16 protein-coding genes are annotated in these 22998 nt (G+C 67.7%); 9 read left to right on the top strand and 7 right to left on the bottom strand.

Annotated features, from left to right (window positions below; translation table 11 throughout):
- Positions 1–206 precede the first annotated feature (206 nt).
- From EB75_RS15065 to EB75_RS15050, 4 genes are read left to right on the top strand one after another with little or no spacing between them, the layout of a single operon-like run.
- Positions 207–1181: an ABC transporter permease gene (locus tag EB75_RS15065; protein ID WP_073696177.1), complete on the top strand. Its 975-nt coding sequence runs from the start codon at positions 207–209 to the stop codon at positions 1179–1181.
- Entirely contained in the window at positions 1178–2101 is a 924-nt protein-coding gene (locus EB75_RS15060) for an ABC transporter permease (RefSeq protein ID WP_073696176.1), read from the top strand. The genes EB75_RS15065 and EB75_RS15060 overlap by 4 nt, the downstream gene beginning before the upstream one ends.
- Positions 2098–3933, top strand: a complete 1836-nt coding sequence (locus EB75_RS15055) for a dipeptide ABC transporter ATP-binding protein (RefSeq protein WP_073696175.1) — start codon at positions 2098–2100, stop codon at positions 3931–3933. The genes EB75_RS15060 and EB75_RS15055 overlap by 4 nt, the downstream gene beginning before the upstream one ends.
- Entirely contained in the window at positions 3930–5627 is a 1698-nt protein-coding gene (locus tag EB75_RS15050) for an ABC transporter family substrate-binding protein (RefSeq protein ID WP_142239615.1), read from the top strand. Before EB75_RS15055 ends, EB75_RS15050 begins: the two co-directional genes overlap by 4 nt.
- Here EB75_RS15050 and EB75_RS15045 read toward each other — a convergent pair.
- A complete protein-coding gene (locus EB75_RS15045; RefSeq protein WP_073696173.1) occupies positions 5614–6870 on the bottom strand; it encodes an alpha/beta fold hydrolase in 1257 nt (418 codons plus the stop codon). The genes EB75_RS15050 and EB75_RS15045 overlap by 14 nt on opposite strands.
- Before the next feature lie 78 nt (positions 6871–6948).
- Between EB75_RS15045 and EB75_RS15040 the strand changes: the two genes are divergently transcribed.
- Complete coding sequence (locus tag EB75_RS15040) at positions 6949–8151, top strand: acyl-CoA dehydrogenase family protein (RefSeq protein WP_073696172.1); 1203 nt, start codon at positions 6949–6951, stop codon at positions 8149–8151.
- Here the strand turns inward: EB75_RS15040 and EB75_RS15035 are convergent.
- Genes EB75_RS15035 through EB75_RS15025 form a run of 3 tightly spaced genes read right to left on the bottom strand, consistent with a single transcriptional unit; the run spans position 8142 to position 13480 of the window.
- On the bottom strand, positions 8142–9659 hold the full coding sequence (locus EB75_RS15035) for a GMC family oxidoreductase (RefSeq protein ID WP_073696171.1): 1518 nt from the start codon (positions 9657–9659) through the stop codon (positions 8142–8144). The genes EB75_RS15040 and EB75_RS15035 overlap by 10 nt on opposite strands.
- Positions 9660–9719: 60 nt before the next feature.
- Entirely contained in the window at positions 9720–12344 is a 2625-nt protein-coding gene (locus tag EB75_RS15030) for an AAA family ATPase (RefSeq protein WP_073696170.1), read from the bottom strand.
- A complete protein-coding gene (locus tag EB75_RS15025; protein WP_073696169.1) occupies positions 12341–13480 on the bottom strand; it encodes a metallophosphoesterase family protein in 1140 nt (379 codons plus the stop codon). The genes EB75_RS15030 and EB75_RS15025 overlap by 4 nt, the downstream gene beginning before the upstream one ends.
- Positions 13481–13569: 89 nt before the next feature.
- On the opposite strand from EB75_RS15025, the gene EB75_RS15020 reads away from it, so the two are divergent.
- Entirely contained in the window at positions 13570–14070 is a 501-nt protein-coding gene (locus tag EB75_RS15020; RefSeq protein WP_073696168.1) for a SixA phosphatase family protein, read from the top strand.
- Here EB75_RS15020 and EB75_RS15015 read toward each other — a convergent pair.
- Entirely contained in the window at positions 14067–14606 is a 540-nt protein-coding gene (locus EB75_RS15015) for a DUF3558 domain-containing protein (protein ID WP_073696167.1), read from the bottom strand. The two genes, EB75_RS15020 and EB75_RS15015, sit on opposite strands and share 4 nt — an antisense overlap.
- Complete coding sequence (locus EB75_RS15010) at positions 14603–15115, bottom strand: DUF3558 domain-containing protein (protein WP_073696211.1); 513 nt, start codon at positions 15113–15115, stop codon at positions 14603–14605. The genes EB75_RS15015 and EB75_RS15010 overlap by 4 nt, the downstream gene beginning before the upstream one ends.
- A gap of 147 nt (positions 15116–15262) precedes the next feature.
- Here EB75_RS15010 and EB75_RS15005 point away from each other — a divergent pair, with 147 nt between their 5' ends.
- The 3 genes from EB75_RS15005 (at position 15263) to EB75_RS14995 (ending at position 20838) form a co-directional block, all read left to right on the top strand.
- Positions 15263–16996, top strand: a complete 1734-nt coding sequence (locus EB75_RS15005; protein ID WP_073696210.1) for an ABC transporter ATP-binding protein — start codon at positions 15263–15265, stop codon at positions 16994–16996.
- Complete coding sequence (locus EB75_RS15000) at positions 16993–18888, top strand: ABC transporter ATP-binding protein (protein ID WP_502689374.1); 1896 nt, start codon at positions 16993–16995, stop codon at positions 18886–18888. Before EB75_RS15005 ends, EB75_RS15000 begins: the two co-directional genes overlap by 4 nt.
- A 96-nt stretch (positions 18889–18984) precedes the next feature.
- Positions 18985–20838, top strand: a complete 1854-nt coding sequence (locus EB75_RS14995; protein WP_142239614.1) for a putative bifunctional diguanylate cyclase/phosphodiesterase — start codon at positions 18985–18987, stop codon at positions 20836–20838.
- Positions 20839–20864: 26 nt separating this feature from the next.
- Here the strand turns inward: EB75_RS14995 and EB75_RS14990 are convergent, their stop codons facing one another.
- Positions 20865–22988 (bottom strand): Rv1355c family protein, encoded by a 2124-nt coding sequence (locus EB75_RS14990; RefSeq protein ID WP_073696166.1) that lies wholly within the window; start codon positions 22986–22988, stop codon positions 20865–20867.
- Positions 22989–22998: the final 10 nt, after the last annotated feature.

Below are 22998 nucleotides of genomic sequence, written 5' to 3'. Positions count from 1 at the left end.
GCGAATCTGCCACGCTTCGCCACACCGTTGGGGCGCGCGGCCTGCTCATGTGTTCCAAGTCGCCCCCGCTGTCAGGTATTCCACCGAGCCAGAACTGCCAGGTCACCGGCTCGGGCACAAGGCGGCCGCGGCCATCGGGCGCCAATCCCGCACGAGTGCGCCGGGATCTCTTAACCTGTGCGCATGCGGATTCCAGCGAGCGGCCCATGACGCGGTTCCTGCTCCGCCGACTGCTCAACTACGTGATTCTGTTGACGCTGGCGACGTTCCTGACCTTCGCATTGACGTCGGTGACCTTTCACCCGCTGGACAGCCTGTTGCAGCGCAACCCCCGGCCACCGCAATCGGTCATCGACGCCAAAGCACACGACCTGGGCCTCGACAAGACCCTCCTGCCGCGCTACGGCAACTGGGTGTCCGGCGCAGTGCGCGGGGACTTCGGAAAAACCGTTACCGGACAACCCGTTTCAGAAGAGTTGGGACGACGGGTGTGGACCAGCCTGCGACTGGTGGCCATCGGATCGATCCTGGGCAGCATCATCGGCGTGATCGTCGGGGCGTGGGGCGCCGTCCGGCAATACCGGCTCTCCGACCGGACCATCACCGTGCTGGCCCTGCTGATCCTCAGCGCCCCGACGTTCGTCATCGCCAACCTCCTGATTCTCGGCGCGCTCGGGGTCAACGAGGTGCTGGGCTTCCAGCTGTTCCAGTACACGGGCGAGACGTCGCCGTTCGCCGAGGGCGGCTGGCACGGATTCGTCGACCGACTGCAACACCTGGTGCTGCCCACGACGACGTTGGCGCTGGGCGCCATCGCCGGCTACAGCCGCTACCAGCGCAACGCGATGCTCGACGTGCTCGGCCAGGACTTCATCCGCACCGCCCGCGCCAAGGGCCTGACCCGGCGCCAGGCGTTGTTCAAACACGGCCTGCGGACCGCACTGATCCCGATGGCCACACTGTTCGCCTACGGGGTCGCCGGCCTGGTGACCGGCGCGGTGTTCGTCGAGAAGATCTTCGGTTGGCACGGCATGGGTGAATGGCTGGTGCAGGGCATCAACAGCCAGGACGCCAACATCGTCGCTGCCTTCACGTTGTTCTCCGGAACCACGATCCTGCTCGGCGGCCTGTTGTCCGACGTCATCTACGCCGCGCTCGACCCGCGGGTGCGGGTCTCATGAGCATCCAGTTCGGGTTGCCCCGCGCCCGATTCGCCTCGCGCCGCACGCTGGTGGCGCGGCGGTTCGTGCGGAATCGCCCTGCGGTGGTAGCGCTATGTGCGTTGTGCCTACTCTTCCTGGGCTGCTACGCGCTGCCGCCGCTGCTCCCGTACACCTACACAGACATGGACTTCAACGCCCTGCTGCAGCCACCGGACGGCCGACACCTGTTCGGCACCAATGCCCTTGGGCAGGATGTGCTCGCACAGACGCTGCGCGGTATGCAGAAGTCGATGCTGATCGGGGTCTGCGTGGCCGTGATCGCCACGGTCATCGCCGCCACGGTCGGTTCGATCGCCGGCTACTTCGGCGGCTGGCGGGACCGGGTGCTGATGTGGATCGTGGACCTGCTGTTGGTGATCCCGGGCTTCATCCTGATCGCGATCGTGACGCCCCGCATCAAGCATCAGAGCACGGTGCTGTGGCTCGTAGTGCTCCTGGCGCTGTTCTCCTGGATGGTCAGCTCACGCATGGTGCGCGGCCTGACGATGAGCCTGCGCGAACGCGAGTTCGTCACGGCGGCACGGTATATGGGGGTCAGCGATGCCCGGATCATCGCGCGGCACATCGTGCCGAACGTGGCGTCGATCCTGATCATCGATACCACGCTCAACGTCGGCATCGCCATCCTGGCCGAGACCGGTTTGAGTTACCTGGGTTTCGGCATCCAGCCGCCCGACGTGTCCCTGGGCACGCTGATCGCCGACGGCACCCCGTCGGTCACCACGTTTCCCTGGGTGTTCCTGTTCCCGGCCGGGGTACTGGTGCTGATCGTGCTGTGCGCCAACTTGATCGGTGACGGGCTGCGTGATGCACTCGATCCCTCGTCACGGCCGCGTCGGCCTCACCGGCTTCATGGACGCAACGCGGTGAAGCGATGAGTACACCGCTGCTCGAGGTCCACGACCTCACCGTGAGCTTCCAGGCCGGCGAGGAAAATGTCTCGGCGGTGCGGGGCATGAACTTTCACATCGCCCCCGGTGAGGTGCTGGCGCTGGTCGGCGAATCCGGTGCCGGTAAATCGGCCACGGCCATGGCGGTCGTGGGTCTGTTGCCCGAACACGCCGAGGTGACGGGCTCGGTGAAACTTCAGGGCAAGCAGCTGATCGGGCTCGACGACGCCGCGATGTCACAGGTGCGCGGCCGCGTGATCGGCACGGTGTTCCAGGACCCGATGTCGGCCCTCACCCCGGTGTACACCGTCGGGGACCAGATCGCCGAAGCGCTTCGCGTGCACAACCGTTCGGTCGACCGGCGCGCCGCCCGGGCCCGGGCGGTCGAGCTTCTGGAGCTGGTCGGCATCAAGCAGCCCGCGGCCCGCGCGAAGGCGTTTCCGCACGAGCTGTCCGGTGGGGAGCGGCAACGCGTCGTCATCGCCACGGCCATCGCCAACGACCCCGACCTCATCATCTGCGACGAACCCACCACGGCACTCGACGTCACCGTGCAGGCGCAGATCCTCGACGTGCTGCGCACCGCCCGCGACGTCACCGGCGCCGGGGTGCTGATGATCACGCACGACCTCGGCGTCGTCGCCGAATTCGCCGACCGCGCAATGGTGATGTACGCCGGCCGCACCGTGGAGACCGCGCCGGTGCCGAACCTGTACCGCGACCGGGTGATGCCCTACACCGTCGGCCTGCTCGGGTCGGTGCCGCGGCTCGACGCGCCGCAGGGGTCGCGGCTGGTGCCGATCCCCGGCTCACCACCCTCGATGGTCAACCTCGCGCCCGGCTGCCCGTTCGCGCCGCGCTGCCCGCTGGCCGACGACGACTGCCGGGCGGCCGAACCGGCACTGCTGGAGGTCGGGCCGGACCACGCCGTCGCGTGCATCCACACCGACCAGGTCACGGGCCGCAGTGCCGCCGAAATCTACGGAGTGGCAACGGAGCCCGAATCGGCACCGGCAGACGCCCCGGACGCCCCCGTCGTGCTGACGGTGACCGACCTGGTGAAGACCTACAAGCTCACCGGCGGCATGCTCCGGCGCCGGGTCGGCGAGCTGCGTGCCGTCGACCGCGTCAGTCTTCAGCTGCAGCAGGGCCGCACCCTCGGCATCGTCGGCGAATCCGGTTCCGGCAAGACCACCACGCTGCATCAGATACTGAATCTGACCGCGCCGCAATCGGGTTCGATCACCGTCCTCGGACATGACGTGGCCGGCCTGAACCGCGAAACCCGGCGCGAACTCCGCGGCGAACTGCAGGTGGTGTTCCAGGACCCGGTAGCAGCACTCGACCCGCGGCTGCCGGTGTTCGATGTCCTGTCCGAACCGCTGCGGGCCGGCGGCTTCGACAAAAACCGCATCGACGATCGCGTCGCCGAGCTGCTCGGCATCGTGGGCCTCCGGCACGAGGACGCCGCCCGCTACCCCGCCGAGTTCTCCGGCGGCCAGAAGCAGCGCATCGGCATCGCCCGCGCGCTGGCGCGGCAACCCAGGATTCTGGCGCTCGACGAGCCGGTGTCGGCGCTGGACGTCTCGATCCAGGCCGGCATCATCAACCTGCTGCTGGACCTGCAGCAGCGTTTCGACCTGTCGTATCTGTTTGTCTCGCACGATCTTTCGGTGGTCCGGCATCTGGCCCATACGGTGGCCGTGATGTACAAGGGCGCCGTCGTCGAACAGGGCGATGCCGCAAAGGTTTTCGGCGATCCACAGGACCCCTACACCCAGCGGTTGCTCAATGCCGTGCCGCAGCCGGGAGGTGAATGATGGATTCGCGTCGGAGTCGGTTGCTGATGGTGCTGATGGCCGTCATGGCCAGTCTCGCGCTGGTCGTCACCATCAGCGGCTGCTCGAGCGAGTACCGCGGATCCAGCGCCGGTGCGCCGAAAGTCGGTGCGGCGAACGACCTCAATCCCCGAGACCCGGCCACCCTGAAGGACGGTGGCAATCTGCGCCTGGCGCTGACCGCGTTCCCGGACAACTTCAACCCCCTGAACATCGACGGCAACACCGTCGACACTGCCTCGGTTCTGCGACCCACCCTGCCGCGGGCCTTCATCGTCGGCCCCGACGGTTCCACGACCGTCAACCACGACTACTTCACCGACATCCAGCTGACCGGCACCAACCCTCAGGTGGTCACCTACACCATCAACCCCAAGGCGGTGTGGAGCGACGGCTCCCCCATCACCTGGCAAGACATTGCCTCACAGGTCACCGCCACGACCGGCAAGGACCCCCGGTTCCAGATCGCCAGCCCCAACGGCAGCGAGCGGGTGGCCTCGGTGACCCGCGGCGTCGACGACCGCCAGGCCGTCATGACGTTCGCGCGCCCCTACGCCGACTGGCGCGGCATGTTCGCGGGCAATGGCATGCTGCTGCCCAAGGTCTCGACGGCCGACCCGGAAATGTTCAACAAGGGGCAGCTGGCCAAGCCCGGGCCGTCGGCCGGCCCGTTCGTCATCTCGAACGTCGACCGCGGCGCGCAGCGAATCACCTTGACCCGCAACCCGAAATGGTGGGGCGCCCGGCCGCTGCTGGACAGCATCACCTACCTGGTGCTCGACGATGCGGCCCGTATCCCGGCGTTGCAGAACAACGCCATCGACGCCACCGGGCTCGGCTCGCTCGATGACATGGTGCTGGCCCGCCGCGCCAAGGGCGTCGACATCCGCACCGCACCCGGGCCCACGTGGTCGCACCTGACCTTCAACGGCGCGCCCGGTTCGATCCTCGCCGATCCGGCAGTGCGGCACGCTGTCGCCATGGGCATCGACCGAAAGACCATCGTCACCGTGCTCCAGCACGGTCTGGTGGAGAACCCGGTACCGCTGAACAACCACATCTACGTCGCGGGGCAGGCGGGCTACCAGAACAACAGCAGCGGAACACCTTTCGACCCGGAAGCGGCACGGCGCGAGCTCGACTCCCTGGGCTGGAAGCTGCCTGCCGGCCGCTCGGTGCGGGAGAAGGACGGCAAGCCGTTGAACGTTCGGATCGTCTTCTATGACGCCCCGAGCGGCCGGCAAATCGGGCAGATCACGCAGAAGACCCTCGCCGATATCGGCGTCAAGCTGGAACTCGTGGTGTCCTCCGGCGCAGACTTCTTCAGCCAGTACATCATTCCCAGTAACTTCGACATCGCCGCCTTCGCCTGGCAGGGCGATGCCTTCCCCTTGAGTGGTCTGACCCAGATCTATGCTTCGGGCGGCGAGAGCAACTTCGGCAAGATCGGCACGCCTGAGATCGATGCCAAGATCGAGCAGACCCTCGACGAACTCGATCCCACCAGGGCACAAGCACTGGCCAATCAGCTGGATCGCCTGCTCTGGGCCGAGACGTTCAATCTCCCTCTTGCCCAGTCAGCCGGAAACGTCGCGGTCCGAAGCACTTTGGCGAACTTCGGAGCTGCGGGTCTGGGCGACCTGAACTACATGACGATCGGGTTCACCAAGTCCTGAGCTGCCGGATGGCCCGCGGCAGCGCGGCGGGAACCAACGACTCCGCGGCCGCGGCCGTCGTGATACCCCGAACCATCAGGCGCACCGTGAAATCCAGCGGTGCGTTGTCCAATTCTGTTGCCCGGTCCGGCAATCCGGCGTAGTCGCCGGCACACACCGCGGCCGCGATGGTCAGGGCCGAGCCCTCGCGCATGTCGAGCACGCTGTGGCCCGCGCTGGGTAGTTCCACCAGTGCGGCACCGGGAATCAACTCAGCCACCCGCTGTGCAATGGCCGGTGGGGTGATCAGGTCCCGGCCACCGGAGATCACGACAGTGGGCCAGTCGAATCCCGGCATCGCGGCCACCAGGTCGAAGGGCTCCGCGACGAAATCCGGGTCACCGGTGGCAGATTCGCGGTACGCCAGCGCCGGGTCGATCGGCAGGCCGTCGGGCTCGGGGGCATAGTTGAGCTCCTGATAGCCGATGTGCTCGACCAGATCCGGTTCGTGCCGGTACGGCGTCTTGCTCTCGAAGAGCAACTTGGTGCTGTGTCCGATGGCGTGCCACAGCAGGCCCCGCCCGGTCAGCAGCAGTTCGAGCTGCTGCTCCAGCACCTCGGGGCCGACCAGACCGTACAACCCGGCCGCCAGTTGCACCACCCACGGCGTCAACTTGCCGTCCTCGGCCAAACCACGCATGCGGCTGGCGAGGCCCTCGGTCGACGGTGCCGTGCCGTCCCAGAACGCCGCCCGGGTGGCGTCGCGCACCGCGTCGATGTCGTCGGCACACAGCAGCGGCGAGTCAAGCACCATGGCATGCACTCGATCGGGATGGCGCACCCCGACACCCGCGGCCAGGTAGCTGCCGTAGGACGTGCCATAGACAACCGCGGATTGCACCCCGGCGTCGTCCAGCACCGCCGCGATGTCGTCGACCGCGGCCTCGATGGTCAGCGCCTCAGCGGGTAGATCGGCGCCGGCGTCGTCGTGTCGCGACATGCCCACGCCGCGGTGCTCGACCATGATGACGTCCAGACCGGCGGCCGTCGCCCGGCGGCGCAAATTGCGGTAGTGCCCGATGGACGCCGCACCCGGCCCGCCGGGAATGATCACCAGCGGATGCTCGCTCAGCGGTCCGGTCCGCACGTAGTACAGATCGAATTCCTCTGCGCCACTTGATCGGACCGGTCGCCGTACCGACCGGACCCCCGGCAGCGCCGCGAGCTTGTCGTGCGCCTTGCGGCGTTTGGCGTTCATGGTCATCGACACTCATTCTGCCGCGTTCGGTTCGGCGCGAGCGTAAGCAGTGCCTGTGACGGTGCTGGTCCGTAGAACTGGGACATGACCATCCTCGACCTCCCCGACACGACAACGTGGACCGACCTGCTGGCCGACATCGCAGCGGGCGCCAAAGACCGCGATCTGGACGACGTGAATCCCTTCGACCAGGTGGCCGCACTCAAGCGCGCCGGATTCGGCACCCTGCGCCTGCCTCCAGAACTGGGCGGAGCCGGGCTCACAGTGCCGCAACTGTTTTCCGCCGTGATCGACGTCGCCCGCGCCGATCCGGTGGTGGCACACATCTTCCGCACACATTTCTGGTTCGTCGAGGAGCGGCTGCGCACCCTGGACCAGCCCGGGTCCCGGGCCTGGCTGGAAAAGGTCGCCGCCGGCAAGGTGTTCGGCAACGCGTTCAGTGAGAAGGGCTCCCACGCGGTGGGCAGCCTCGTGTTCAACACCCGCTTGACGCCGGGCCACGACGGCGGTTTCACCTTGACCGGCGAGAAGTTCTACAGCACCGGAACCTTGTTCTCGGACTACCTGACCGTGACAGCGACCACCGATCATGATTCGGTGGCGATCGTCATCGTGCCGGCCGAGCGAGCGGGCGTGGAGATCATCGACGACTGGGACGGTTTCGGCCAGCGCCGGACCGGCACCGGCACCACCCGTTTCCGGGACGTGACGGTGCTGCCCGACGAGGTGCTCTCGGACACGCGGTATGACGCCGAGCCCGTGCCCTCGGTGCAGTACACCCTGTTGCAGCTGTACATCCACGCCGTGGTCGCCGGAATTCTCGAGAACATCGTCGACGACGGTATTGCGCTCCTGCGGTCCCGCGAGCGCAGCTTCAGCCATGCCTCCGCGGCCTCACCGACCGACGACCCCTTGCTGCAGCGCCAGCTCGGCGAACTGGCCAGCTCCGCCTACATCGCCCGGGCCGCGGTGCTGGATGCGGCGGCGGCGATCGGGGCCGCCATCGATTCGACCGGTCCGGACGGTGTGCCCGACGCCGAACTGACCGCCGAGGCCCAGCTGCAGGCAGCCAAGGTGAAGGTGCACCTGGACGACATCGCGCCGCGCGCCGCCACCAAGCTCCTGGAGCTCGGAGGCGCCAGCGCGGCCAGCCGGCAGCGCAACCTCGACCGGCACTGGCGCAATATCCGCACCATCACGCTGCACAATCCGGTCGGCTACAAGGCCCGGGTGGTCGGGCAGAACCTGCTGCACGGCACCGCAATTCCTGCCAACGCCTATTTCTGACCTCCGGCGGTGATGAGGTCAGCGGCCTTCTCACCGATCAGCACGCTCGGGGCGTGGGTATGGCCCCGGACGATGGTCGGCATCACCGACGCGTCGGCGACCCGCAGTCCCGCGACACCACGTACGCGGAGCTGCGGGTCGACCACGCTGGCCTCGTCAGTGCCCATCCGGCACGTGGTGGTCGGGTGATACAGCGTGTGTGAGGTGGTGGCCAGGGCCAGCTCCAAGGTTCGGTCGTCGAGATCGTGCGCGCCGACCGGGCGGGCGATGTCCCCGAGCAGACCTTTGAGCGCCGGCGCCTGACAGATGTCGGCCATCATCCGCAGGCCCGCGAGCAGTGCTTTGCGGTCGGCGCCCTCCGGGTCGGACAGGTAGCGCGGATCGATGATCGGCTTGGCCAGCGGATCGGCCGAGGCCAGCCGGATGGTGCCGGTGCTCTTGGGCTTCACCAGGATCGGCCCCATCGCCACCGCTTCGCGCGGATACGGCTCGCCGATGCCTTCGTCGTAGAACGGCGCGGGCGCGAAGATCAGCTCGACGTCGGGCTGCTCGAGCTCCGGGTTGCTGCGCACGAAGCCGTATGCCTCCCCGACATTCGACGTCAGCATGCCGCGGCGGCGGGTCAGGTAGTTGAGCAGTTGCAGCGGCTTTTCGGCACCGATCAGCGTCTCGCAGTTGGCGTCGAACCCGAGCAGCACCACCAGGTGGTCCAACAGGTTCTGCCCTACCCCAGGGGAGTCATAGACGACGTCGATGCCGTGCTCGGCCAGGTGTTCGCGCGGACCGATGCCGGACAGCATCAGCAGCTGCGGGCTGTTGATCGCGCCGCCGCTGAGGATCACCTCGCGGCGCGCGTGGATGATCTGACGACGGCCGTCCGCCTCGTACTCGACGCCGACGGCCCGGCCGTCCTCGATCAGGACACGGGTTGCGGTGGCACCGGTACGCAGATGCAGGTTGGAACGCTTCAGCGCCGGCCGCAGATAGGCGTCCGCGGTGCTCCAGCGCGCGCCGCGGCGCTGACAGACCGTGGTCTCGACGAATCCCTCGTGGCCGCACTGCCGGGCCGCCTCGAGCCACGCCGCCGTGATGCTGCGCGGGCTGCGCTGCGGGCTGAGCACCAGCGGCCCCGCCTCGATGCGGTCGAAGTACTTCTCGACCGCCGCGTACGACCACTCTTCCCCGGCGAGCTCACCCCACTCGTCGTAGTCGGCGGCCATGCCGCGCACCCACATCATGGCGTTCATCGACGACGAGCCGCCCAGGGTCTTGCCGCGCGGCCAGTAGATTTCGCGGTCGGCGAGCTCGGGCTGCGGCTCGGTCGAGTAGTTCCAGTCGAATTCGCCGCGGAACAGCTTCGAGAAGGCCGCCGGGATGTGGATGAACTGGTTCTTGTCGGCGCCTCCGGCCTCCAGTACCACCACCTGCGAGGCGCCGTCGGCGCTCAGTCGATCAGCCAGCACCGCACCGGCCGAGCCGGTCCCTACGACGATGAAATCAGCGATCACCGCCGCAGTCTGTCACGCGCCGGTGTGACCTTTCCAGCGATTCATCAGTCACAGCAACCGTCAGGCGGTGAGCTCGATTCGGGTTGCGTCACCGACGCCGGCGTAACGCTCGGGGCTGCAGGTCAATACGATCACCTGACCGTCGCCGCCGACGGCGTCGAACACTTCACCCATCCGGGCCAGCCGGCCGGCATCGGTGAAACCCAGTGCGTCGTCGATGATCACCGGGACGCTGTCCTCCTTGGCCACCAGCGCCGCACCGGCGAGCCGGGCCACGATGCCCAGCTGTTCCTTGGCCCCACCGGACAGGGACTCGTACGGCACGGTGGTCCCCGCGACGGTGCGGCTGCAGATCCGCAGGTCGCTGTCGACCTCGACGGCGAAACTGTCGCCGAACACGATGCGCCCCAGGCGTTCCACTTCAGTCCGGAACGGCTCGACATACCGTTGGCGAGCCTGGTCGCGATGCCGGCCCATCACCGAGCGCAGCAGCTCAGCGGCCCGGGCCCGACGGCCCACCGCGGCGTGCTCGGACTCCGCGTGCCGCAACGCGACCTCGGCGGCATCCAACTGGCTCTGCCGACCCTGCGTCCCGTACACCTTCAATTGCGCTGCCACGTCCCGCAATTGGTCGTCGAGTTCGCGGCGGCGGGTGGCGATCCGGGTCGAATCCGCGGTGGCCGCAGCCAGTTCCGCGTCGACGACGTCGGGAGTGGTGGCCGCCAGCGCGGCCGCGAGTTCCTGTTCGCGGGCGGTGGCGGCGGCAGCCTGCTCCGCCAAGGTCGCGACGCGCTGTGTCAGGGCCGCGTCGTCTTCGAATTCACGCTGCCGGGCCAGCCGCTCGGTGGTCTCGGCGAGCGCGGCCGTCGCCGCGGTGACCTTCTCGCGGGCAACCGTCGCCGCGGTCAGCGCGGACGCCGCCGCACCGGCCGCCGCGGTGGCGGCATCGCGGCACTGCTCGTAATCGGCTGCGGCACGGCGCTGTTCGGCATCGGCAGCCTCCAATTCCGCCCGAGCCGCGCCCACATCGATGGGACCGGTGTCGCCGACCTGTTCCCGCAGCCCCGCGAGCCGCGTCGTCAAGACCTCGACAGTGTCGGAGCCCAGCAGGGTCTGCAGGGTGACGTTCAGCCGGTCCCGCTCCGCCTCGAGTTCGCGCCGCCGGGCATCCAGTGCCCGCGCCGCCTCCACGTCGGCCACCCCGTGCGGCTGCAGTGCCGCCGCCAGCGCGCTGCGCGCGGCGTCGAGAACCGCGCTGGTGTCCGCCGCCGGCGTGCCGGGCAGCACCCGTACGGTCAGCAGGCCGGGAAGCTCGATATCGGTCCGGCCACCCACGCTGGACGCCCACTCCGCTCCGGCCGACAACGTCACCTCCTCGTCGCCGACCCGCAGCTGCATGTTGCTCTGCGCAACCAATTCGATTCGGGCCGAGGCGAGTTCAGCTGCCGCGGCCGCACGGTCGACAGCTGCCGCAGCCGTTTCGATGGCACGCATGCCGGCATGGGTGAGGGTGACCTTGGCCAGCTGCTCGACGACGCCGGCCAGTTCGCGGGAGGCAGCCTGCACCCGGTCCAGTTGCCCGGCCAGTCGATCAGCCTCGGCACGCTGCGACAGTTGGTCCACCACCCGCCGGGCCGCATCGAGGCGTGCGCGGCCGGCGTCGACCACGGACCGCGCGACCGCCACAGCGGTATCGGCGGTCTTCTGGAACTCGACCGCGACCAGCTGCTGCTGTCCGGCCTGCTCGGCGGCGGCAGTCAGTGCGCCGATACTGCCGGTCCGCTGCTCGACATCGGCCTGCAGCCGCTGCCGCTCGTCCAGCGCGCTTCGTCCGGCCGTCGCCGTCGCCACCGCGGCCTGGGCCTGCACACGCGCCTGTCCCAGCTCGTCACGGATTCGGGCCACGGCACCGGCTGCCTCACGGGCCGCGACCAGCCGGACCTCCGCGGCATCCAATTGCTCAGTGGCCGTGGCCAATTCCGTGGTCAGCTCACCGTGCCGGCGGACCGCCTCGTCGACCTCCGCCACCGCTGCGATACGCGTCGCGACCTCGGCCTGCGCGGCCTTCAGGCCTTTGATGGCCTCGGCCCACACACCGGTGGGGCGGCCGGTCTGGGTGAAGTACTTCAGATACTCGCCGTCGATCCGATCGACCAGCAACGGCTCGTTCCCCGACAGCGCGCCCTCCAGCGCGCCGGCCTGCCCGGCCGCGACATCGAGGGCCCGGGCCAGGGCATCGCACCCCGCCAAATCGACCGGGACCGTGGCCGCCGACTGCAGGACGCGCTGGGCCCGCCACAGTTCGGTGTCGACGGTCTCGTCGAGCATGGCCCGCACCCGGTTGTGCGCCTCCTCGCCGGTGAGCTGCTCGCGCCGCGGCGCGAGGATGGTCAGCCGGGTCTCGGCCTTCTTGTGGAAGCGCTTGTAGTACTCGAACCGGTAAGGGCCGGTGGAGATTTCGGCGGTCACCTCGGCTCCGACATCAGCGTGAGTCGGCTTGACCTGCTTGACCTCTTTCTTGGTCGAGCGGTCCTTGGACTCCAGCAGCAGATCGAGCGCCTCGATCATGGAGGACTTGCCGATCTCGTTGGCGCCGGCAACCACCACCACGCCGCGATCGGGAAAGTCGATCTCCCGGTGCGTGATTCCGCGGTAGTTGGTCAGGACCATGCGGTGCAGTTTCATGCCGCGGTCCCCCGATCGACGAGGCGCAGCAGCAGCGCGAGGGCCGCCTGCGCGTCGTCGGCGCCGTCCCCCGCAGAGCGCGCGGTGCCGACCAGTTCGTCGACCGCCGCCGCGGCGAAGCCGCCGATACCCAGGTCGTCGAATTCGCCGTCGGCCGGGACCACTACGAGATCGGTGTGCCGTTCCCAGGTGGTCAGTGCGGCGAACAGCCGCGCGTAGCGATCGAGGCGGACGTCGAGATCGGCTTTGTCGGAGATGGTCAGCGACCCGGTCAGCGCGAGCCGGACGACGGTGCGCTCCTTGTCCGGCAGACCGTCGAGATTCAGGTCCAGATCGGCGATGTCACGGTTGGTGTCCACGATCCGGCGCAGGGTGACGAACCGCCACCGGCCCACGTGACGGGCCTGCACCGTCACGGTCTGATCCTCGTCGTCGAGGTCCACCACCAGCACGTGACCCGAATCCGCTTCGATGTCATCGTAATTGGTGACTTCCGGCGCACCCGAGTACCAGACCCGGCCGGTGCTGCCCACCTCGGTGCGAGAGTGCTTGTCCCCCAACGCCACGTAGTGGACCGCGCCGCGGCGCACCGCGGCCTCCACGGTGTCGAGCCGGATCAGCGACGGCTTGGTCGGGTCGGGGTCCAGGACGTCAACCCCACCGTGGCCCACGACAATTCGGGTGACGCCATCGGCGGGCAGGCCGCCGACCACGTCGCCCGTCAGGTCCGTGGTGGGCGCCTTCGAGCGCCATGGGGCGCCGATGATCTGGACGCCCGGGCGCAGCTCGTGCACACCGTCGAGCACCGTGACGTTGGACGGGCATTCGGCCAGGAACAGCGCGCTGGTGTACACCGACGACGGATCCAGCGGATCGTGATTACCGGGCAACAGGAACACCGGAACCTTGATGGCGCGCATGGCTTCCAGCGACAGGCTGACCTCACGCGGGTCCAGCTGGTTGTGCTCGAAGACATCCCCCGCCACGACGACGAACTCCGCACCGACCTCGGCGCACAGCGCACCGAGGCGCGCCACCGCGTCGCGGCGGGCAGCCGAATAGCGCGGCTGCGCCTCACCGTTCAGGAAATGCCGGGTCATGCCGAGCTGCCAGTCGGCGGTGTGCACGAAACGCATCTCGGCGTCCCCTTTCTTCTGCTGTTCGAAATGTCCTGCGGCGAGTGTAAAACCGGACACCGACAACTCCGGGGATCTACGGTGGGCGGGTGGGAACCCGAACGCTGATCCTGCTGCGGCACGCCAAGTCCGACTACCCCTACGGGGTCGCCGACCACGAGCGGCCGCTGGCCAAACGTGGCATCCGCGAAGCCGCGCTCGCCGGGGACTGGATCCGGGAGCACCTGCCGGCCGTCGACGCCGTGTTGTGCTCGACCGCCACCCGAACCCGGCAGACCCTCGCCCGCACCGGGATCACCGCACCCGTGACGTACGTCGACCGCCTCTACGATGCGACGGCAGGCATCGCCATCGACGTCATCAACGGCGCACCGGAGGACGCGAACACGGTGCTGCTGATCGGCCACGAGCCGGTGATGTCATCGCTCGCGCTGAGTCTGGCGTCGCTCGACACGAGCGACGCCGACGCCGCCGGCCAGATCGCGATGAAGTACCCGACGTCCGCGATCGCGGTTCTGCACACCGACCGGCCCTGGTCGCAGCTGGAACTGCGCAGCGCCACGCTGGCGCAGTTCCACATACCCCGTTAGGAGTTGGTCGCGAGCGTCAGCTCCATCAGCTTGGTGGCCATGCCGCAGGCATCCGCGCCCGGGCCCTGCGGGTTGACCCACCAGCCCACGACACCGGCCGCGTCGCTCGCCACACCGCACGAACCGTTGGGGTCGTTCGGGTGCATGATGATCGACTTCACACCGGCGATCGCCTTGTTCTCGTACTTGTAGTTGAGGTGCTTGGCGACCTTGGTTTCCTCGTCGAGGCTGCCCTGCTCATACCAGAACCGGGTGATGTCGATGAGGCCGGCCGTCTGGTTCAGCGCCTGCCACCGGCACACCGCGCCCACGAAGGTGCTCTGGATGTCCAGCGGGTCCGCGCCGACCGTCTTGGCCAGCACGTCGTTGGTCAGCACGTCGCACTCTTTGAGCAGGTTCGGATACGACTCCGCCGAGTGCTCACTGCCGCCGCCGGCGCCTTCCTTCATCGCGGTGCCCTCGACCGACCGTGCGCAGCCAACAAGTGCCAACGCCGACATCACGACGACTGCTCCAGCCAGTTTTCGCTGTGTCATTTCGCGTTCGCAATCGATTGCCGGGCCAGTTCCTTCGCGATGTCGCACGGATCGGGGAACGGCTTCTGGGAGAAGCTGATGGACCATTCGATGAAGTCGTCGTCGAACTGGATGCCGACCTCACACAGGCTCTTGCCGATCATCGGGTCCTCGCCGAGGGCCACGAAACCGGGATGGCCGTTGATGTTGATGTCGTTGACGTCGGCTCGCGTCCGTTCCTCGGTCTTGCGCTCACGGCCGATCGGGCTGCCCCGGTACCAGGTGAACGAGAAGTGCGGACCGAGGATGCCGCCGTTGACCAGCCACTGGCAGCCGACGGAGTTCTTCGCGGTGTTGACCAGGCCGGGGACCTGGGTCAGCTGCGCCACGGTCTGGTCACTGACGCCGCCACACACGGGGAACATCGGGCCGTGCTTGGCCGGCCCCGCCGCCGACGGGCCCGACGGACCACCGGCCGGTGCCCCGCTGGCGTTGCCGTCGTCCGAGCAGGCGGACATCGCCGGAATCATGGCCGCGGCAAGCACGGTCGCGGCGGCGGTCTTCACCTGTCTGCGGGTCACGCCATGCACTGTAGCGGCAGGTTCCGAGGTCAACCACCGACAGGCCGACTGACCTGGTCTTTCTACAAGCTTTCTCGGGTGTGCCACAGTAACCGCATGCTCTGGGCACTGCTGCGGCAGTACACGAGGCCGTATCGGCGGCAGCTGACGGTGGTGGCGACGCTGCAACTGATCAGCACGCTGGCCTCGCTGTATCTGCCGACGCTCAACGCCCGCATCATCGACCACGGCGTCGCCCGCGGTGACACCGCCGTCATCGGGCGACTCGGCGGCGTCATGCTCGGTGTCAGCGCGGTGCAGGTGCTGTGCGCGATCGGCGCGGTCTATTTCGGTTCGCGCGCCGGCATGGGTTTCGGCCGGGACCTGCGGTGGGCGGTGTTCCGGCAGGTGCTCGGCTGGTCCAACGCCGAAGCCGCGCGGTTCGGGGCGCCGACGCTGATGACCCGCACCACCAACGATGTTCAGCAGATTCAGGTGCTGGTGCAGATGACCTGCACCATGTTGATCACCGCACCGATCATGAGCATCGGCGGCATCGCCATGGCCGTGCACCAGAACGCCGGCCTGTCCTGGCTGCTGCTGGTCAGTGTGCCGGTGATGGCGATCTGCAACTACCTGATCATCTCGCGGCTGCTGCCGCTGTTCCGCCGCATGCAGCGGTTGATCGACAACTTGGGCCGGGTGCTGCGCGAGCAGCTCACCGGTATCCGCGTGGTCCGGGCCTTCTCCCGGGAGGACGCCGAACGCGACCGGTTCTCCGCCGCCAACCACGCCCTGACCGACACCACCATGACGGTCGGCCGCTGGCAGGCGCTGATGCTGCCCGCGACGACGCTCGTGGTGAACCTGTCCAGCGTCGCGGTGATCTGGTTCGGCGGCATCCGCATAGACCACGGCCAGATGGAAGTCGGCTCGCTGATCGCTTTCCTGTCGTACTTCATGCAGATCCTGATGGCTGTGCTGATGGTGACGATCGTGCTGGTGATCCTGCCGCGGGCATCGGTGTGTGCCGAGCGGATCGCCGCTGTGCTCGCCACCGAGCCGACCATCGTGGCGCCCGATTCGCCCGTGGTGCCGGAGGTGCGGCGCGGGGAAATCCAGGTGACGGCAGCCACATTCGGCTACCCCGGCGCCGACGATCCAGTGCTGCACGGCGTTTCGCTGACCGCCCGTCCGGGCACGGTGACGGCCATCGTGGGGTCGACGGGTTCCGGCAAGTCGACGCTGATGGCATTGCTGTGCCGGATGTACGACGTCACCTCCGGCTCCGTGTCGGTCGACGGCGTCGACGTACGGGATTACGACCCAGAGCAGTTGTGGTCGACCATCGGAGTAGTGCCGCAGCGCGGCCACATGTTCTCCGGCACGGTCGCCGACAACCTGCGGTTCGGGAAAGCCGATGCGACGGAAGACGAAATGTGGGCGGCGCTGGGTGTCGCGTCGGCCGACTTCGTGGCGGACCACCCCGAGGGCCTCGGTATGCCCGTCGCCCAGGGCGGCATCAACTTCTCCGGTGGACAGCGTCAGCGCCTCGCCATCGCCCGTGCGGTGGTCCGGCGACCGGCAGTGTATCTGTTCGACGACGCCTTCTCGGCCCTGGATGTCCACACCGATGCCCGGGTGCGGGCCGCGTTGTCGGCGGCGGCCGCCGATGCCACGGTGGTCATTGTCGCCCAACGTCTTTCGACGGTCGTCAGCGCCGATCAGATCGTCGTTCTGGACAACGGCCACGTGGTCGGCACCGGCAGCCACGACGAACTGCTGCAGTCGTGCCCGGTGTACCGCGAATTCGCGGATTCGCAGGCCGTGGCGGCCGGAGACGTGGCGTGACCCGGCCGCCGTCAGCCGCGATGCTGGCGTCCGGTTCACGGTCCGAGAACTTCCGCGTCACGGCACTGCGGTTGGTGAAACAGCTGGCGCCGCAACGCGCCAGGGTTGCCGTGGTGATGCTGTTGGGGATCGCCGGGATCGCCGTCGGCGTGATCGGACCACGCATCCTGGGCCATGCCACCGACCTCTTGTTCAACGGTGTGCTGGGGCGCGGCCTGCCGGCGGGCATGAGCCGCGAGCAGGCGGTGGCGGCGGCCCGGGCCCGCGGCGACAACACTTTTGCCGATCTGCTCGCCGGGTCCGGCGTGGTTCCGGGACAGGGCGTCGACTTCACCGCGATCGGTCATGTACTGACGTACGCGCTGCTGCTGTATCTCGGTTCGGCGCTGATGGTGTGGGCCGAAGCGCGACTGCTCAACACGATCGTGCAGCGCACCATGTTCACACTGCGCGCCCACGTCGAGGACAAGGTTCACCGACTGCCGTTGTCCTACTTCGACTCCCGGCCCCGCGGGGAGATTCTCAGCCGCGTCACCAACGACATCGACAACGTCCAGACGTCTCTGACCATCACCGTCAGTCAACTGCTGACCTCGGCGCTGACGGTGGTGACGGTGCTGGCGGCGATGATCTGGATTTCGCCGCTGCTGGCGTTGATCACCGTGCTCACAGTGCCTTTCACCCTGCTCGCGACGCGACTCATCACCAAGCGGTCGCGGCAACAGTTCATGGCGCAGTGGCAGGGCACCGGCCGCCTCAACGCCCACATCGAAGAGACCTACAGCGGCTTCACCGTGGTCAAGACGTTCGGGCACCGGGCACTGGCCGAGGAGAAGTTCCGCGCGCTGAATGACGAGCTGTACCAGGCGAGTTTCGGTGCGCAGTCGCTGTCCGGACTGGTCTCGCCCATCACGACGTTCATCGGCAACATCAGCTATGTCGGGGTCGCCGTTGTCGGTGGCATCCAGGTGGCGACCGGGCAGATCAGCCTCGGCAGCATTCAGGCGTTCATCCAGTACGTGCGGCAGTTCAATCAGCCACTGACCCAGATCGCGTCGATGTACAACACCATGCAGTCCGGGATGGCCAGCGCCGAGCGGGTTTTCGAATTCCTGGACGCCGACGAAGAGCCCGCGGGGATGGCCGGGGCGGCTCCGGCGCGGGTGTCGCACGCACCGGACCGGGTGGAGTTCGAGCGGGTCAACTTCTCCTACACCGCCGGAACTCCCGTCATCGAGGAGCTGTCGCTCGTCGCCGAACCGGGCACCACCGTCGCGATCGTCGGGCCGACCGGCGCCGGCAAGACCACACTGGTGAACCTGCTGATGCGGTTCTACGAGCCCGATTCCGGCCGAATCCTGCTGGGCGGTCACGACATCGCGACGATGAGCCGCGCCGAGCTGCGGTCACGCATCGGCATGGTGTTGCAGGACACCTGGCTGATCGGCGGCACCATCTACGACAACATCGCCTACGGCCGCCCGGACGCCACCGAGGCCGAGGTGATCGCGGCTGCCCGCACCGCGCGCGTCGACCATTTCGTGCACACACTGCCGAACGGGTACCAGACCCGGCTGGGCGAGAACGGCGTGAACATCAGCGCCGGAGAGAAGCAGCTGATCACCATCGCCCGGGCGCTGCTGCGGCAACCACTGCTGCTGATCCTCGACGAGGCCACCAGTTCCGTCGACAGCCGCACCGAGCTGCTCATCGCCCAAGCCACCGCCGAACTGCGCCGCAACCGGACGAGTTTCATTATCGCGCACCGGCTTTCCACCATCCGCGACGCGGACCTGATCCTGGTGGTCCAGGCCGGACGGATCGTCGAGCGCGGGTCCCATGACGAGCTGATCGAGCGCCGCGGGGCGTACTGGGAGATGTTGCAGGCCTGAACCAGCGCCGTCGCCCTACCGGTTGCGGGCACGCGGTTTGAGACCTAACCGGCGACAAGCTCACCACCTGCCCGATTTGTTGGCTACCGTAATGAAGTGCTGAGTGCCCTCAACGAGCTTGTCGAGGGGGTCGCCCATACCCTGATGGCGGCCGACGCGGGCAACTACGTCGCAGCCAGCGAGCAGGCGTTGACCGACGTGGCGGCCCATTTCGGGCTGGACGTGGCGTTTCTGCGGCACAACGATCACACCATCGGCGCGACGATCCTGATCGCGCAATGGCCGATCCGCACCTACATCCCGGACCCCGACCCGCTCGGAATCGTCTACTTCAAGGACGCCGACCCGGTCTTCGCGATGGCCGAGCACATCGCAGAACCCGTCATCCTGCGACCCGGGGCCGAGCCCGACGAATACCAGCAGCGCATCGAAGAAGGCACCACCGTGCCCGTTGTCTCGATCGCCGCAGTGCCGATGAACGTCACTGACAAGACGGCACCGGCAGGGTTCGTCACAACGGGCTCACTGGGTTTCATCAAGTACGGCGACCGGCAATGGTCGGACGAGGAGATCACGGCGCTGAAAGTCATCGCCACCATGTTCGCCCACGTCAAAGTCCGGGTTGAGACGCTCGCATCGGTCCAGCACCTTGCCGAGCATGATGACCTGACGAGCCTGCGCAACCGCCGAAGTCTGCTCGAGCATCTCGAACACCGGCTTGCGGCAGGTCAGCCGGGACCGGTTGCGGCGCTCTACATCGATCCCGATCACCTCAAAGCGGTCAACGACCTGCTCGGTCACGAGACCGGGGACCGGGTTCTCGTCGAACTCACGCAACGGTTACGCGAACACGCGGCAGACACGGCCTTTCTCGCCCGTCTCGGCGGGGACGAGATCATCGCGGTGCTCAACGCGCCCACCTCACTCGCAGATGCGTACGCATACGCCAAACAGCTACGCGAGACGTTGGCAGCTCGACTGATGCTCGGCTCGTCCTACATCAGGCACCGAGTGAGTATCGGCGTCGCCGTGGGGATTCCAGGAACCGACTCCGTATCCGACCTGCTCAGATTTGCCGAACACGCGCTGACCGCCGCGAAGGCCGCCGGCGGCAACACGGTGATCGCGTTCAGCGACGAACTGGCGGCGCAGCATTCGCTCCAGACCGACATCGAAGTGCACCTGCAGGACTGCGTCGACAACGGCGCACTGTTTCTCCATTACCAGCCCGAGGTTGATCTCCGTACCGGACGACTCGTGGCGATGGAGGCGGTGGTCCGGTGGAACCACCCCACCCGCGGGCTGTTGCTCCGCGAGGAGTTCATGCCGACCGCCGAAGCCACCAATTTCGGCGGCGCCGTAGGGCGCGAGGTCCTGCGACTGGCCTGCGAGCAATTCCAGCGTTGGCGAATCAAGGGGTTGGCACAGAACGTCATGCTCCGGGTGAAGCTGTCCCCCGCCCAAGTGGTGACCGACGGGTTCACCGAACATCTCGCCGCGACGCTGGCCAAGTTCGACATTCCGGCGGCTTCGCTGTGCCTGGAACTACCGGAAGACCTGCTTGTCACCGAGGCCCAACGCTGTGGCCAGATTCTGCATGCGCTCAAGGACATCGGAGTGCACCTCGCGTTGGACAACTTCGGCACCGGGTACAGCTTCCTGCCCAGTTTGAAAGAGCTGCCCATCGATTCGTTGAAAGTCGGCCGCGCGTTTGTCCAGACGCTCGATCACGACGGCGAGAACGCGCTGTTCGTCCAGTCGATCGCCGTCCTGGCCGACGCATTCGGCCTTGAATTGACCGCCGACGGGCTGGAGACCGAGTCCGCCGCAGAACGACTCATCGCCATGGGTTACCGCCGCGCACAAGGGCTTCTGGTGTCAGGTCCGGTTGACGCGAACGGCATGGAGGAGCTCTTGAAAGCGCCGACGCTGCGCACCCCCGCCGCATGAAAAGTCTGCGCTGGAGAACTCGAAGGCTACTGGGGTAGCCGAATCCGGTCGGCGCTGCGCCGGCTGGTCACCGCAGACGGAGCGGCGGTGGTGAGTCGCAGGATCAGCGCGATCCTTTCGTCCGCGCCGGCGCCCGCCAGGTCGATGAATTCGCGTTGCAGTCTGCCGAGTTCGTCTGCGAAGCGCGCCGAGAGCTTGGTGAGGTCGGTGGTGTCCTGCGCAAACAGCCACACCGGAGAAACCGGTTGCACGGCCAGGCCGTGCTGTTGTGCATGTACCCAAACAGCTTCCACGGCTGAGCCACCGGCTGCGTAGTCGCGCAGGGTGCCGCCGGTGACAGTGATGACGGCCAGCGCCGAACTTGCGCGCACCCGGTCACGCATGTCGTCACCCAGCGCATCGCCGGCGTTCCAGTCGGCCAGTTGGGCCATGACCTCGGGCCGGCGCAGCAGCTCGAGCAGGATCAGACCACCATCGTCCAAACCGAGGCTGTGCACGTCGATCCCGGCGTCCGGGTCGGGATCGCCGGGCCAGCGCAGCTCCGCGATCATCTCCTGGTGCAGGTGCGGGGTGAGGAACCTGATCCGGTCGGAAGTACCCAAAATCTTTGCAGCGGAATCGATCTCATCGGGTGCGGCGATGAGTCGCAGGTGGCCGCCTTCACGTTCGGCGACCGCGGTCAACGCGCCGGCGACGGCGTCGGAGAGGGGCGCGGCGGTGCCTTTGCCCCGGTTGGTCTCGCGCGCGAGCACCGGGCCATACAGGTTCGCAAGGTCCTGGGAGCGCTCCGCGCCGAACCGGAGCGTCGCCTGCAGCGGCGACCCGCCCGGGTGCTCGTCGAAGGTGACCGGCCCGAGGACGCCATGGTGGGCGGCGGCCACCCGGGCATTGAACACCGCTGCGCCGATCGCAACGGCACCGCCCCGGAACCCGACGTCGATGGTCGGACTGTATTGCGGGGCAAGGCTGATGGCGATCTCATCTTCGCCGGCTTCGATCGACCAGGGCTGAATGTTGCCGCCCGAGGGGGCGCGCATCGCGGCGATCGTGATCAGCCCGGTGACGCCGGCGGGGGTCAATGGCTGCTGCGGCGGCGTGGTGGGTCGCGCCGCGGCCATCGCCGGTTCGGCGAGCTGGTCGAGGGACGAGCCGATGTCGATGCGGGTCCGGCCCGAGCGCAGTTCCTCTCCGAGCCCGATGCGCCGCACGGCTTCGGCGACCGCTGACGCACCGATGATGACCTCGGAGGCCACCTGCGGCCAGGTGGCCAGCGTGCGGTCCAGCTCGATCAGCGACGCCGCGGTGCGCGGTGAGAGCTTCTCGGCTTCCAGGTGGCGCAGGATGTGCGGAATCTTCTCCTTGCTGCTCATGCCGGGCAGCAAGCCGATGTCGAGCGGGCCCAGGAGTCCGTGCAAGATCGGCCGGCCTGGCTCGTCGTCGAAGCGTTCGACGTCGACGATGCCGCGGTCACTGGTGGCCATGAGCACCGGGATGCGCCGGTGCCCGGCGGCAACGCGCACGACGGCCTTGATGTCGAGCGAATCACATTCTTCGACAAGGACATTGAGGCCGTCGAGGAAGTCGTCGACGGTGTCGGTGGTCAGGCCTTGATGGAAGACCTCGACGGGGAGGTAGGGGTCGAGTTCGGCGATCCGGCGTGCCGTCGCGACCGCCTTGTTGATCCCGAGATCGAACACGGTGGCCGGTATCCGGTTGAGATTGGACAGCTCGACGCGGTCGAAATCGGCCAGCCGCAGGCGCCCGCACAGGCCTTGGAGCGCCAGCGTGTGGGCAATGACATGACCGACGCTCAGGCCGGCGACACCGACGGTGAGTTCGGCCAGGCGACTCTGTTCTTCGACGGTGACGGCGTTGCGATTGCGGTCCAGGCGCAGTGCCTTGAAACCCCGCGGGCCGGGTATCGAGACCAGGGTGCGCCGCCACGGGTACCAGACCCACCGGCCCGGTTCGTCCAACAGCGCCGCGGCGGGTTCCGGGCGCAGCCTGCGCAGGTTGTCCAGCTCGGCGCCGTGGTGATCGAGGGTCTGGACATGGGGTTCGGATCGAAGCCGATCGAGAACGGTCGCGTCAGCCGAATCCCTGGGGTCCAGAATTTGCGGACGATATTCATCCGGATCAGTGTGATGCATTATCGGCTCC

Origin of the sequence: Mycobacterium sp. ST-F2 (genome assembly GCF_001905655.1) — a bacterium.
In the GTDB taxonomy this organism is placed as follows: Bacteria; Actinomycetota; Actinomycetes; order Mycobacteriales; family Mycobacteriaceae; genus Mycobacterium.
The sequence above is the reverse complement of the archived record's forward strand: the minus strand, read 5'-3'. Positions and strand labels throughout refer to the sequence as shown.